Origin of the sequence: Geobacillus sp. FJAT-46040 (assembly GCF_002335725.1) — a bacterium.
Classification (GTDB): domain Bacteria; phylum Bacillota; class Bacilli; order Bacillales; family Anoxybacillaceae; genus Geobacillus; species Geobacillus thermoleovorans.
This window is the reverse complement of the sequence record NZ_NISS01000001.1, coordinates 2,825,098-2,838,920: the sequence shown is the minus strand read 5'-3', so window position 1 is coordinate 2,838,920 and position 13,823 is coordinate 2,825,098. Positions and strand designations below refer to the sequence as shown.

At 53.6% G+C, this 13,823-nt stretch carries 9 protein-coding genes, 2 rRNA genes and 1 other annotated feature (1 of these 12 running past the window's edge); all 11 genes read left to right on the top strand.

All coding sequences use genetic code 11. The annotated features are described in order from the left end of the window. The first annotated feature begins 26 nt into the window (after positions 1-26). Positions 27-2,956: ribosomal RNA gene (locus CD000_RS15160) — 23S ribosomal RNA — on the top strand. Positions 2,957-3,061: 105 nt separating this feature from the next. After that, a 5S ribosomal RNA gene (gene rrf / locus CD000_RS15155) occupies positions 3,062-3,178 on the top strand. A gap of 264 nt (positions 3,179-3,442) precedes the next feature. Beyond that, entirely contained in the window at positions 3,443-3,904 is a 462-nt protein-coding gene (ctsR, locus tag CD000_RS15150) for a transcriptional regulator CtsR (protein WP_011229590.1), read from the top strand. Between the two features lie 15 nt (positions 3,905-3,919). After that, a complete protein-coding gene (gene mcsA, locus CD000_RS15145; RefSeq protein WP_011229591.1) occupies positions 3,920-4,468 on the top strand; it encodes a protein-arginine kinase activator protein McsA in 549 nt (182 codons plus the stop codon). Positions 4,469-4,473: 5 nt separating this feature from the next. Then, positions 4,474-5,565 (top strand): protein-arginine kinase McsB, encoded by a 1,092-nt coding sequence (gene mcsB, locus CD000_RS15140; RefSeq protein WP_011229592.1) that lies wholly within the window; start codon positions 4,474-4,476, stop codon positions 5,563-5,565. After that, positions 5,562-7,994 (top strand): ATP-dependent protease ATP-binding subunit ClpC, encoded by a 2,433-nt coding sequence (gene clpC / locus CD000_RS15135; RefSeq protein WP_096225961.1) that lies wholly within the window; start codon positions 5,562-5,564, stop codon positions 7,992-7,994. The genes mcsB and clpC overlap by 4 nt, the downstream gene beginning before the upstream one ends. 77 nt (positions 7,995-8,071) lie before the next feature. Further along, a complete protein-coding gene (radA, locus tag CD000_RS15130) occupies positions 8,072-9,445 on the top strand; it encodes a DNA repair protein RadA (protein ID WP_011229594.1) in 1,374 nt (457 codons plus the stop codon). A gap of 309 nt (positions 9,446-9,754) precedes the next feature. Beyond that, on the top strand, positions 9,755-10,849 hold the full coding sequence (locus tag CD000_RS15125; RefSeq protein ID WP_096225960.1) for a PIN/TRAM domain-containing protein: 1,095 nt from the start codon (positions 9,755-9,757) through the stop codon (positions 10,847-10,849). 21 nt (positions 10,850-10,870) lie between these two features. Further along, positions 10,871-11,557 carry a 2-C-methyl-D-erythritol 4-phosphate cytidylyltransferase gene (gene ispD, locus CD000_RS15120; protein WP_096225959.1) on the top strand — a complete coding sequence of 229 codons (687 nt, stop codon included), beginning with the start codon at positions 10,871-10,873 and terminating at the stop codon, positions 11,555-11,557. Positions 11,558-11,571: 14 nt separating this feature from the next. Then, positions 11,572-12,048 (top strand): 2-C-methyl-D-erythritol 2,4-cyclodiphosphate synthase, encoded by a 477-nt coding sequence (ispF, locus tag CD000_RS15115; RefSeq protein WP_011229597.1) that lies wholly within the window; start codon positions 11,572-11,574, stop codon positions 12,046-12,048. A gap of 201 nt (positions 12,049-12,249) precedes the next feature. Next, complete coding sequence (gltX, locus tag CD000_RS15110) at positions 12,250-13,722, top strand: glutamate--tRNA ligase (RefSeq protein WP_096226309.1); 1,473 nt, start codon at positions 12,250-12,252, stop codon at positions 13,720-13,722. A gap of 72 nt (positions 13,723-13,794) precedes the next feature. Beyond that, positions 13,795-13,823, top strand: a binding site (T-box leader); it runs 207 nt beyond the window's last position.

Here is a 13,823-nt window from a genome sequence, read left to right as displayed (position 1 = left end):
CAAAGGAAGAAGCCGAGAGCGCAATAGGTTAAGCTGGAAAGGGCGCACGGTGGATGCCTTGGCACTAGGAGCCGATGAAGGACGGGGCAAACGCCGAAACGCTTCGGGGAGCTGTAAGCAAGCGTTGATCCGGAGATGTCCGAATGGGGGCACCCACTGTCCGTCATGGGGCAGTATCCATGCCTGAATCCATAGGGCATGGAGGGCACACCCGGGGAACTGAAACATCTTAGTACCCGGAGGAGAAGAAAGCAACCGCGATTCCCCAAGTAGCGGCGAGCGAAACGGGAACAGCCCAAACCAAGAGGCATGTCCTCTTGGGGTTGTAGGACCGCTCACGATGGGAGTGAGAAAGGGACGGGGTAGACGAACCGGTCTGGAACGGCCGGCCAGAGAAGGTGAGAGCCCTGTAGTCGAAACTTCGTTCCCTCCCGAGCGGATCCTGAGTACGGCGGGACACGAGGAATCCCGTCGGAAGCAGGGAGGACCATCTCCCAAGGCTAAATACTCCCTAGTGACCGATAGTGCACCAGTACCGTGAGGGAAAGGTGAAAAGCACCCCGGGAGGGGAGTGAAAGAGAACCTGAAACCGTGTGCCTACAAGTAGTCAGAGCGCGTTCATGCGTGATGGCGTGCCTTTTGTAGAATGAACCGGCGAGTGACGATGGCGTGCGAGGTTAAGCCGAAGAGGCGGAGCCGCAGCGAAAGCGAGTCTGAACAGGGCGTGTGAGTACGTCGTCGTCGACCCGAGACCAGGTGATCTACCCATGTCCAGGGTGAAGGCCGGGTAACACCGGCTGGAGGCCCGAACCCACGCACGTTGAAAAGTGCGGGGATGAGGTGTGGGTAGGGGTGAAATGCCAATCGAACTTGGAGATAGCTGGTTCTCCCCGAAATAGCTTTAGGGCTAGCCTCGGGTTTGAGAGTCTTGGAGGTAGAGCACTGATTGGGCTAGGGGCCCTCATCGGGTTACCGAACCCAGTCAAACTCCGAATGCCAACGACTTATGCCCGGGAGTCAGACTGCGAGTGATAAGATCCGTGGTCGAGAGGGGAACAACCCAGACCGCCAGCTAAGGCCCCGAAGTGCACGTTCAGTGGAAAAGGATGTGGAGTTGCCGAGACAACCAGGATGTTGGCTTAGAAGCAGCCACCATTTAAAGAGTGCGTAATAGCTCACTGGTCGAGTGACTCTGCGCCGAAAATGTACCGGGGCTAAACGTGCCGCCGAAGCTGCGGGATGACCGTTGGTCATCGGTAGGGGAGCGTTCTAAGGGCAGAGAAGCCAGACCGGAAGGACTGGTGGAGCGCTTAGAAGTGAGAATGCCGGTATGAGTAGCGAAAACAGAGGTGAGAAGCCTCTGCGCCGAAAGCCTAAGGGTTCCTGAGGAAGGTTCGTCCGCTCAGGGTTAGTCGGGACCTAAGCCGAGGCCGAAAGGCGTAGGTGATGGACAACAGGTTGAGATTCCTGTACCACCTTCTTCCCGTTTGAGCGATGGGGGGACGCAGGAGGATAGGGCGAGCAGGCGGCTGGAAGAGCCTGTCCTAGCCGTGAGGCTGATCCGCAGGCAAATCCGCGGATCATAAGGCCAAGCGGTGACGGCGACGGAGTAATCCGGAAGTCCCCGATTTCACACTGCCAAGAAAAGCCTCTAGCGAGGGAAGAGGTGCCCGTACCGCAAACCGACACAGGTAGGCGAGGAGAGAATCCTAAGGCGCGCGGGAGAACTCTCGTTAAGGAACTCGGCAAAATGACCCCGTAACTTCGGGAGAAGGGGTGCTCTTTGGGGTGAAGAGCCCTGAAGAGCCGCAGTGAAAAGGCCCAAGCGACTGTTTATCAAAAACACAGGTCTCTGCGAAGCCGAAAGGCGACGTATAGGGGCTGACACCTGCCCGGTGCTGGAAGGTTAAGGGGAGCGCTTAGCGGAAGCGAAGGTGCGAACCGAAGCCCCAGTAAACGGCGGCCGTAACTATAACGGTCCTAAGGTAGCGAAATTCCTTGTCGGGTAAGTTCCGACCCGCACGAAAGGTGTAACGACTTGGGCGCCGTCTCAACGAGAGACCCGGTGAAATTATACTACCTGTGAAGATGCAGGTTACCCGCGACAGGACGGAAAGACCCCGTGGAGCTTTACTGCAGCCTGATATGGAATTTTGGTATCGCTTGTACAGGATAGGTGGGAGCCTGGGAAGCCGGAGCGCCAGCTTCGGTGGAGGCGTCGGTGGGATACCACCCTGGCGGTATTGAAATTCTAACCCGCACCCCTTAGCGGGGTGGGAGACAGTGTCAGGTGGGCAGTTTGACTGGGGCGGTCGCCTCCCAAAAGGTAACGGAGGCGCCCAAAGGTTCCCTCAGAATGGTTGGAAATCATTCGGAGAGTGCAAAGGCACAAGGGAGCTTGACTGCGAGACGGACAGGTCGAGCAGGGACGAAAGTCGGGCTTAGTGATCCGGTGGTTCCGCATGGAAGGGCCATCGCTCAACGGATAAAAGCTACCCCGGGGATAACAGGCTGATCTCCCCCAAGAGTCCACATCGACGGGGAGGTTTGGCACCTCGATGTCGGCTCATCGCATCCTGGGGCTGTAGTCGGTCCCAAGGGTTGGGCTGTTCGCCCATTAAAGCGGTACGCGAGCTGGGTTCAGAACGTCGTGAGACAGTTCGGTCCCTATCCGTCGCGGGCGGAGGAAATTTGAGAGGAGCTGTCCTTAGTACGAGAGGACCGGGATGGACGCACCGCTGGTGTACCAGTTGTCCCGCCAGGGGCACCGCTGGGTAGCTATGTGCGGACGGGATAAGCGCTGAAAGCATCTAAGCGTGAAGCCCCCCTCAAGATGAGATTTCCCACCGCGCAAAGCGGGTAAGATCCCTCGAAGATGACGAGGTCGATAGGTCCGAGGTGGAAGCGTGGCGACACGTGGAGCTGACGGATACTAATCGATCGAGGGCTTAACCTATGAGCGGCTTCTTCCAACGGTTATCTAGGTTTGAGGGAATGAACATCCTGTTGACAAATCCAACAGGATGGATATAATTATTACTGTCCAAGATGATCATCATTGCCTAGTGGCTATGGCGGAGGGGAAACACCCGTTCCCATCCCGAACACGGAAGTTAAGCCCTCCAGCGCCGATGGTAGTTGGGGCCAGCGCCCCTGCAAGAGTAGGTCGCTGCTAGGCAAAATGGAAAGCACGTCTTTTCTTTCCTTGGAAGAAAAGGCGTGCTTTTTCATTTATTCGGCTGCTTGACGTTTTATTGTCCAAAAAAACGGATATTCTATAGTTAGTTTTCCTTCTTTGGTCACTCTTGAAATTTTCCGTAATACATTGTATAGTAAGAGTAAGGTCAAATATAGTCAAAGTCAACAAATAGGCAGTGGGGTGTCCTGGTCAGCGGACGGCCCATCGCCAGGCAGCTTGGTTGTAAGGAAGGTGGTAGGTAGAGTGCCGAACATTTCCGACATCATTGAGCAATATTTAAAGCAAGTGCTCAATATGAGCGACCAAGATATCGTTGAAATTAAACGAAGCGAAATCGCTAATAAATTCCAATGTGTTCCGTCGCAGATCAACTATGTCATCAATACGAGGTTTACCCTTGAAAGAGGGTACATCGTCGAAAGCAAGCGCGGTGGCGGTGGGTATATCCGCATTATGAAAGTGAAGACAAAGAGTGAAGCACAGCTTATTGACCAGCTGCTCGAGCTTGTCGGCCACCGCATCAGCCAATCGAATGCCGAAGATGTGGTAAAACGTCTCGTTGAAGAAAAGGTAATTTCGGAGCGGGAAGCGAAAATTATGTTAAGCGCTATGGATCGTTCTGTTTTATATATCGATTTGCCCGAGCGGGACGAACTGCGGGCCCGCATGTTAAAAGCGATGTTGACGTCGCTGAAATACAAATAGGGGGAGGGGGAGGCATTGATTTGCCAAGAATGCAAGCAGCGGCCGGCCACGATGCACTTTACAAAAATTGTAAACGGAGAGAAAACGGAGTTCCATCTTTGCGAGCAATGTGCCAGAGAGCATGGCCATATGTTTACGTTCTACGGCAATGATGATTTTTCACTCAACAACTTGTTGGCGGGGCTTCTTAACTTTCAAGCGCCGATGAAAGAGATGACGGCGAACGCGTTTCCGAACCCGGATGTACTTCAATGTGAGACGTGCCAAATGACATACCATCAATTCACACAAATCGGGCGGTTCGGCTGCGCTAACTGCTACCGGACGTTTGCACGCTACTTGCCGCCGATTTTGAAACGGCTCCATAGCGGCAATACCGCTCATTCAGGAAAAATTCCGAAGCGAAAAGGCGGCGTTCTCCATTTGCGCAAGCAACTTGCTATGTTGAAACAAAAGCTTCAGGAGCTCGTTGCTCGTGAGGAATTCGAGCGGGCGGCCGAGGTGCGCGACCAAATCCGCTCGTTGGAGGATGAACTGCGTCGACGCGGAGAGGGGGATATGTAAGCGGTATGTCGTTCGAGAAGTTTTTCAATACGGCGGTCAGCGCGTGGATGAGCCAAGAGGGGCCGGATTCGGACATCGTCTTAAGCAGTCGCATCCGACTGGCGCGCAACATCGTTGACTTTCGTTTTCCAACGCTGTTTAGCAGTGAAGAAGCGATGCAAATCGTCGCGTTGTTTGAACGGACGTTCGCCCATCGTTCTTACGGAGGGGCAGGCCGCTTCGAGTTGTTGAAAATGTCGGAGCTTCAGCCGATTGAAAAACGGGTATTGGTAGAAAAACACTTAATTAGTCCGCATCTGGCTGAGGATTCGCCGTTTGGCGCTTGTCTGCTTTCGGAAAATGAAGAAATCAGCATCATGATCAACGAGGAGGATCATATCCGCATCCAATGCCTATTCCCGGGGTTGCAGCTTGCTGAGGCTCTCGAGGCGGCGAGCGAATTGGACGATTGGATTGAAGGGTATGTCAACTATGCCTTTGACGAGCGGCTTGGTTACTTAACGAGCTGCCCGACCAATGTCGGGACGGGATTGCGGGCTTCGGTGATGATGCATCTTCCGGCGCTTGTGCTGACGCAGCAAATTAACCGTATTATTCCTGCCATCAACCAGCTTGGGCTTGTTGTCCGTGGAACATACGGTGAAGGGAGTGAAGCGTTGGGAAATATATTCCAAATTTCCAACCAGATCACGCTTGGGAAATCGGAGGAAGACATTGTTGCTGATTTGCATACGATCGTTCAGCAGCTGATCGCCCAAGAAAGAGCGGCTCGTCAGGCATTAGTGAAAACTTTGGGCATACAATTAGAAGACAAGGTGTTCCGTTCATACGGCATACTGGCCAACTGCCGCGTCATCGAATCGAAAGAAGCGGCGCAATGTCTGTCCGATGTTCGCTTAGGGATTGATCTAGGATATATCAAGAACATCTCGCGCAACATTTTAAATGAGCTGATGATTTTGACGCAGCCGGGATTTTTGCAGCAATATGCCGGCGGGGCGCTTCGCCCTGAAGAACGGGACGTCCGCCGCGCGGCGCTGATCCGGGAGCGTTTAAAGATGGAGGAACGAAGAAAGATGGAGGGTGATGAACGATGATGTTTGGCAGATTTACGGAACGGGCGCAAAAAGTGCTGGCGCTGGCGCAGGAAGAAGCCATTCGCCTCGGCCATAACAATATCGGCACAGAACATATTTTGCTCGGCCTCATCCGCGAGGGCGAGGGGATCGCGGCTAAGGCGCTCATGGCGCTTGGGCTCGGCCCAGATAAAATTCAAAAAGAAGTCGAATCGCTCATCGGCCGTGGCAGTGAAGTGTCGCATACGATCCACTATACACCGCGGGCGAAAAAAGTAATTGAGCTGTCGATGGATGAAGCGCGGAAGCTCGGCCATTCATACGTCGGCACAGAACATATTTTGCTTGGGTTGATCCGCGAAGGCGAAGGGGTGGCCGCCCGCGTGCTGAACAACTTGGGAGTAAGCTTGAACAAAGCGCGCCAGCAAGTGTTGCAGCTGCTTGGCAGCAATGAGTCGATGTCAGGCCATGGCGGCGGTGCTTCGCACGTGAGCACTCCGACGCTTGACAGCCTCGCCCGCGATTTGACAGCGATTGCCCGCGAAGGGCGGCTGGACCCGGTCATCGGCCGCAGTAAAGAAATTCAGCGCGTCATTGAAGTATTAAGCCGGCGGACGAAAAATAATCCTGTGTTGATCGGCGAGCCGGGCGTTGGGAAAACGGCCATTGCTGAAGGGTTAGCCCAACAAATCGTCAATAACGAAGTGCCGGAAACGCTGCGCGACAAGCGGGTCATGACGCTCGATATGGGGACAGTCGTCGCCGGAACGAAATACCGTGGAGAATTTGAAGACCGACTGAAAAAAGTGATGGATGAAATTCGTCAAGCGGGCAACATCATCTTGTTTATCGATGAGCTGCATACATTAATTGGCGCCGGTGGGGCGGAAGGAGCGATCGACGCGTCGAACATTTTGAAACCGGCGTTGGCGCGCGGGGAGCTTCAATGCATCGGCGCGACAACGCTCGATGAATACCGGAAATATATTGAAAAAGACGCCGCGCTTGAACGCCGCTTTCAGCCGATTTACGTTGATGAACCGACAGTGGAAGAATCGATCCAAATTTTAAAAGGGTTGCGCGATCGGTATGAAGCGCACCACCGCGTTTCGATTTCCGACGAGGCGATCGTGCAAGCCGTCAAGTTGTCCGACCGCTACATTACCGACCGTTTCTTGCCGGATAAGGCGATCGATTTGATCGACGAGGCTTGCTCGAAAGTGCGCCTTCGTTCGTTCACCGCACCGCCGAAATTGAAAGAACTTGAACAAAAGCTCGAGGAAGTGCGGAAAGAAAAAGACGCGGCCGTGCAAAGCCAAGAGTTTGAGAAAGCGGCGTCGCTGCGCGATATGGAACAGCGGCTGCGCGAAGAACTGGAGGAAACGAAACGTGCGTGGAAAGAAAAACAAGGCCAAGAAAATTTGGAAGTGACGGTCGAAGACATCGCCGCGGTCGTCTCGAGTTGGACCGGCATTCCGGTATCGAAGCTCGCTGAGACGGAAACGGAGCGGCTGCTCAAGCTGGAAGAAATTTTGCATTCGCGTGTCGTCGGCCAAGACGAGGCGGTCAAAGCGGTCGCCAAAGCGGTGCGCCGCGCCCGTGCTGGCCTGAAAGACCCGAAACGCCCGATCGGTTCGTTCATTTTCCTTGGTCCGACCGGGGTTGGGAAAACGGAGTTGGCTCGAGCCTTGGCAGAAGCGATGTTTGGCGATGAAGACGCCCTCATTCGCATCGATATGTCCGAGTATATGGAAAAACACTCGACATCGCGGCTCATCGGGTCGCCGCCGGGGTATGTCGGTTATGAAGAAGGCGGCCAGCTGACGGAAAAAGTGCGCCGCAAGCCGTATTCGGTTGTCCTGTTAGATGAGATGGAAAAAGCGCATCCGGACGTGTTCAATATTTTGCTGCAAGTGTTGGAAGATGGGCGGCTGACTGACTCGAAAGGGCGGACGGTCGACTTCCGCAACACGATCATCATCATGACGTCCAACGTCGGCGCCGATGCTCTGAAACGGAATAAGTACGTTGGCTTCAACATTCAAGACGGGAACCAGCAATACAAAGATATGAAAAGCAAAGTGATGGATGAGCTGAAAAAAGCATTCCGTCCAGAGTTTTTAAACCGGATCGACGAAATCATCGTCTTCCATTCGCTCGAAAGAGACCATCTGAAACAAATCGTCCGATTGATGGCCGATACGCTCGTGAAGCGGCTGAAAGAGCAAGACATTGATCTTGAGCTGACGGAGGCCGCCATTGAGAAAATCGCCGCCGAAGGGTTCGATCCAGAATACGGTGCCCGCCCGCTGCGCCGCGCCTTGCAAAAGCATGTTGAAGACCGTTTGTCCGAAGAATTGTTAAAAGGCACGATCGCCAAAGGGCAAAAAGTCGTCGTGGATGTCAAAGACGGGGAGTTTGTCGTATTGTCGAAACAAGCGGTCGTGTGAGGGAAGAAAAGGCATGCGGCAACTTCCTGCCCATGCCTTTTTTTCGTTGGAAAACGTTACAGAAAGGGTTAAGATCGATGGCGAAGAAGAAAACGAAGTTCGTTTGCCAAGAGTGTGGATATGAGTCGGCCAAATGGCTTGGACGCTGTCCGGGATGCCAAACATGGAATTCGTTTGTTGAGGAAATTGAGCAGGAGAAACCGACTGTGCGCGGCGCATTTCTTCATTCGGAGCGGGCGGGTTCGGCCAAACCGGTCCCGATTACAGCCGTGGAGGCGGTGCAAGAGCCGCGCATGAAAACGAACAGCGCGGAGCTCGATCGCGTGCTGGGCGGTGGAATCGTCAAAGGTTCGCTCGTTTTGATCGGCGGCGACCCTGGCATTGGCAAATCAACGTTGCTTTTGCAAACATCGGCGCAGCTGGCCGCCGCTGGGCATCAAGTGCTGTATGTCTCCGGTGAGGAATCGGTCAAACAAGTAAAGCTGCGCGCTGGACGCCTTCGTGCGGAGTGCGATCAGCTGTACGTGTTGGCGGAAGCAGATTTGGAATACATTGTGGCAGCGGTTGAAACGGTTCAACCTGCTTGTGTCATCATTGATTCGATTCAGACGGTGTATCGCACCGATATTTCCTCTGCACCGGGCAGCGTCGCCCAAGTGCGCGAATGCACGGCCGAGCTGATGAAGCTGGCGAAAACAAAAGGCATTGCCATTTTTATCGTCGGTCATGTGACGAAGGAAGGGGCGATCGCCGGGCCGCGCCTGCTCGAACATATGGTGGACACCGTTCTCTATTTTGAAGGGGAGCGACACCATACGTATCGCATTTTGCGAGCGGTGAAAAACCGTTTTGGCTCAACGAACGAAATCGGCATTTTTGAGATGCGCGACATTGGGCTGAAGGAAGTGGAAAACCCATCAGAAGTGTTTTTAGAAGAACGGTCGCGCGGAGCGGCTGGCTCGACGGTCGTGGCGGCGATGGAAGGGACGCGGCCGGTGCTCGTGGAAATCCAGGCGCTCGTCTCGCCGACGAGCTTCGGCAACCCGAGACGGATGGCGACCGGCCTTGACCATAACCGTGTGTCGCTTTTGATGGCCGTGCTCGAAAAGCGGGTTGGGCTGCTGTTGCAAAACCAAGATGCTTATTTGAAAGTGGCGGGCGGCGTGAAGCTTGATGAGCCGGCAATTGACTTGGCGGTCGCTGTCAGCATCGCCTCGAGCTTTCGCGATCGGCCGACGAATCCGGCGGATGTCATTATCGGCGAAGTCGGCTTAACTGGAGAGGTGCGCCGCGTCTCGCGCATCGAACAGCGCGTGCAGGAGGCGGTAAAATTAGGATTTTCCCGTATCATTGTGCCAAAAAACAATTTAGCCGGCTGGCAGCCGCCAAAAGGTGTGCAAGTGATCGGTGTTTCGCATGTGGCCGAGGCGCTTGAGCATACAATGTGTTAATCGCTCTTTCGCCTGCGCGGCCCGCTTCTTCGTGTCCAAGGGGATATGAGCGATCAAAAATTCATCGCCTCTTCATTCTTAAGTGCTCAAGCAGAGGCATAAACAGCCTAAAAGGATTGAACCTTTTCGCTCTGATGTACGTAAAAATATAGTAGGGAGATCCGAAACAACTACGGCGTTTGGCCGGCGTTTTCTGCTATTGTTACAAGCAGATGTCGAATGTTCAAAAACGATTAAAAATTGCCTTCCAATTGGTTTCAAACATTGGAAACTGTTTATAATGTTAAATAGGGAGGTGAAGATGGGCTGATGGTCAAACGCATTGTGCAATTATTTTTCCTCGCCGTGGGCGGAACGTTAGGCGCCATGTTTTTTCCTGACTTGCTTAAGGTGATGAATGTGAGCGGCATGCCGCTTCTCAATAATTCTTATACGCTGGCGGTGCTGGGGGCAGTCGTTTTCTTTTTGTTGACGTTTTGGCTTGTCGATTATGTGGTCGACATGATTCGCTGGGTGGAGGAAACGCTCGTGAGGGCGCCGGCCGCCGACGTGCTGTTTGGCAGTCTCGGGCTGATTTTCGGTCTTATTATCGCGTTTTTCGTTGTCATGCCGTTGCAGTCGTTTCACATTCAAGTGTTGAATACGGTGTTGCCGATTTTTTTGACGGTGTTGCTTGGCTACTTAGGGTTTCGCGTCGGTTTAAAGAAACGGAATGAGTTGATGAACTTATTTTCCTTGTCCAATCGCATGGCGAAGAAAAAAGGTGGAGAAGCGGAAAACGAACCGTCAAAGGGCGGTGCTGTGAAAATTTTGGATACGAGCGTCATCATCGACGGGCGGATCGCAGACATTTGCCAAACCGGGTTTTTGGAAGGGCCGCTTGTCATTCCGCGGTTTGTGCTCGAAGAATTGCAGCATATCGCCGATTCGTCCGATGTGCTGAAGCGGAACCGCGGCCGCCGCGGCTTGGATATTTTGAACCGCATCCAAAAAGAAATGGCGATGAAAGTGGAAATCCATGAAGCGGATTTCAGCGACGTCCAGGAAGTCGACAGCAAACTCGTCAAGCTGGCGAAGCAGCTTCAAGGCGTTGTCGTGACGAACGATTTCAATTTAAACAAAGTATGTGAGCTGCAAAACGTGCGTGTTTTGAATATCAACGATTTAGCGAATGCCGTCAAACCGGTCGTGTTGCCAGGCGAGGAGCTGAACGTACACGTCATTAAAGATGGGAAGGAGCATAACCAAGGCGTGGCCTATTTGGACGACGGGACGATGATCGTCGTTGAAGATGGCAAAGAATATATCGGCAAACGGGTTGACGTTTTAGTCACCAGCGTGTTACAAACATCTGCAGGGAGAATGATTTTTGCCAAATTGAAACTGCTGCAAAAAGCGTTGTAAAACGAATAGGGGAAACGGCCAATGAATTACGAAGCGATTGTCTTGGCGGCCGGGCGAGGAAAGCGGATGAACGCCGGCATGAACAAGCAATTCCTTGAGCTTGGCGGTGAGCCGCTCATCGTTCGGACGCTGAACGTGTTTGAGCGCGATGAGCGGTGCACCCGCATCGTGCTCGTCGTCAACCCAGCCGAGCGAAGCCGATTTGAGCAGCTGCTCGCCCGCTTTCGCATTCAAAAAGTCGCCGCGCTTACCGACGGCGGCGAGGAGCGGCAGCATAGCGTCTATAACGGATTGCAGGCGCTCGCGGGGGAGGAGATTGTTCTCATCCATGACGGCGCCCGCCCGTTTGTCCGCGTCCATCATTTGCACGAGCTAGTGAACGCCGCTGTTCAGTACGGGGCGGCGATCCCGGCAGTGCGGGTGAAAGATACGATCAAAAAAGCGAACGGTTTGTTTGTCAAACAGACGATTGATCGTTCCAGCTTGTGGGCGGTGCAGACGCCACAAGCTTTTCGTCTGTCTTTGATCATGGAAGCGCACGAAGCGGCGAAACAGGCTGGCTATCTCGGCACGGATGACGCCAGCCTTGTGGAGCGAATCGGCAAGCCGGTGAAGATCATTGAGGGGGATTATCGCAATATTAAGCTGACGACGCCGGAGGACCTTTTGTTTGCTGAAGCGATTTTGGCAAGCCGGATGGCCGAATAGATGGGGGTGGAGAGATGTTTCGCATTGGACAAGGGTTTGACGTCCATCAGCTTGTTGAAGGGCGTCCGCTGATCATTGGCGGCGTTACTATTCCGTATGAAAAGGGGCTGCTCGGCCACTCAGATGCCGACGTGCTGCTTCATGCGGTGGCGGACGCATGCCTTGGGGCGATCGGCGCCGGCGATATCGGCCGGCATTTTCCAGACACAGATCCGCGCTTTAAAGATGCCGACTCGGCTGAGCTGTTGGCGCACGTATGGGCGCTCGCTCGGCAGGAAGGGTATAGGCTCGTGAACGCCGACTGCACGATCATCGCACAAAAGCCGAAGCTGGCGCCATATATTGAAGAAATGAGGGCGGTGATTGCTCGGTTGCTGGAAGCCGAGCGCTCGCAAGTCAATGTGAAGGCAACGACGACGGAGAAGCTTGGATTCACTGGGCGGGGGGAAGGCATTGCCGCCCAGGCGGTCGTCTTGCTGCAAAAAAGCTAATGGAGCGGCCTTTGGCAGCATCATTTGGGAAGGCCTCGTTCTTTAATACATAAGCGCTTTGTTCGCCGTCCTGGCTAGGAGGTGTAAAGGGGGGCGTCGGCGGCGTGGTGCGGCTTAGGTGAGAGCTGTCTGTTTTGAACTTTGCCGCGATAAACGGTACAATAATGGCACAAGCTTTGATGGAAGTGGAGGGTTTGGATGATGGCAAAAGAGGTGCGCGTGCGCTATGCGCCGAGCCCAACCGGCCATTTGCATATCGGCGGGGCGCGGACAGCGCTGTTTAACTATTTGTTTGCCCGCCATCACGGTGGAAAAATGATCGTCCGCATCGAGGATACGGATATTGAACGGAACGTCGAAGGCGGCGAAAAGTCGCAGCTCGAAAACTTAAAATGGCTCGGCATTGATTATGATGAATCGATTGATCAAGATGGCGGCTACGGGCCGTACCGGCAAACGGAGCGGCTCGATATTTACCGAAAATATGTGAATGAATTGCTTGAGCAAGGGCATGCGTACAAATGTTTTTGCACGCCGGAAGAGCTCGAGCGCGAGCGGGAGGCGCAGCGGGCGGCCGGCATCGCCGCTCCGCAGTACAGCGGCAAATGCCGCCATTTGACGCCGGAGCAGGTCGCGGAGCTCGAGGCGCAAGGGAAGCCGTATACGATCCGCCTGAAGGTGCCGGAAGGGAAAACGTACGAGTTTTACGATTTAGTGCGCGGCAAAGTGGTGTTTGAATCGAAAGATGTCGGCGGCGATTGGGTGATTGTCAAGGCGAATGGCATTCCGACATACAATTTCGCTGTTGTCATCGACGACCATTTAATGGAAATCAGCCATGTGTTTCGCGGTGAGGAACATTTGTCCAATACGCCGAAGCAGCTCATGGTATACGAGTATTTCGGCTGGGAGCCGCCGCAGTTCGCGCACTTGACGTTGATCGTCAACGAGCAGCGGAAAAAGCTGTCGAAGCGCGATGAATCAATCATTCAGTTCGTCTCGCAATACAAAGAACTTGGCTATTTGCCGGAAGCGATGTTCAACTTTTTCGCTTTGCTTGGCTGGTCGCCGGAAGGAGAGGAAGAAATTTTTACGAAAGACGAACTGATCCGCATGTTCGATGTCTCCCGGCTGTCAAAATCGCCGTCCATGTTTGATACGAAAAAGCTGACATGGATGAACAACCGATATATCAAAAAACTTGATCTTGACCGGCTTGTCGAGCTGGCCTTGCCGCATTTAGTGAAAGCCGGGCGCCTGCCGGCGGATATGACGGACGAACAGCGGCAATGGGCGCGCGATTTAATTGCTTTGTATCAAGAGCAAATGAGCTACGGTGCGGAGATCGTCCCGCTGTCTGAGCTGTTCTTTAAAGAAGAAATCGACTACGAGGACGAGGCGCGTCAAGTGCTTGCTGAAGAGCAAGTGCCGGCTGTGCTTTCCACCTTCCTTGAGAACGTGCGTGAGCTTGAGCCGTTTACGGCAGACGAGATTAAAGCGGCCATTAAAGCGGTGCAAAAGGCGACCGGGCAAAAAGGGAAAAAGTTGTTTATGCCGATCCGCGCGGCGGTGACGGGACAAACGCACGGACCGGAGCTGCCGTTTGCCATTCAGTTGCTCGGCAAAGAAAAAGTGATCGAGCGGCTGGAGCGGGCGTTGCAAGAAAAATTTTAATCGGCCTCTATGCACGTTTGCATGATGGATGTGGTATAATAATATAAAGTTTCGATGGAACAAGCGCATAAAGAAAAAGCGTTGACGAGGAGAAGTAGGAA

Bases quoted from the DNA above. Each gene is read 5' to 3' on its own strand.
- ispD (WP_096225959.1), top strand. From the start codon at position 10,871: ATGAATTACGAAGCGATTGTCTTGGCGGCCGGGCGAGGAAAGCGGATG.
- radA (WP_011229594.1), top strand. From the start codon at position 8,072: ATGGCGAAGAAGAAAACGAAGTTCGTTTGCCAAGAGTGTGGATATGAG.
- clpC (WP_096225961.1), top strand. From the start codon at position 5,562: ATGATGTTTGGCAGATTTACGGAACGGGCGCAAAAAGTGCTGGCGCTG.
- gltX (WP_096226309.1), top strand. From the start codon at position 12,250: ATGGCAAAAGAGGTGCGCGTGCGCTATGCGCCGAGCCCAACCGGCCAT.
- ispF (WP_011229597.1), top strand. From the start codon at position 11,572: ATGTTTCGCATTGGACAAGGGTTTGACGTCCATCAGCTTGTTGAAGGG.
- CD000_RS15125 (WP_096225960.1), top strand. From the start codon at position 9,755: ATGGTCAAACGCATTGTGCAATTATTTTTCCTCGCCGTGGGCGGAACG.
- mcsB (WP_011229592.1), top strand. From the start codon at position 4,474: ATGTCGTTCGAGAAGTTTTTCAATACGGCGGTCAGCGCGTGGATGAGC.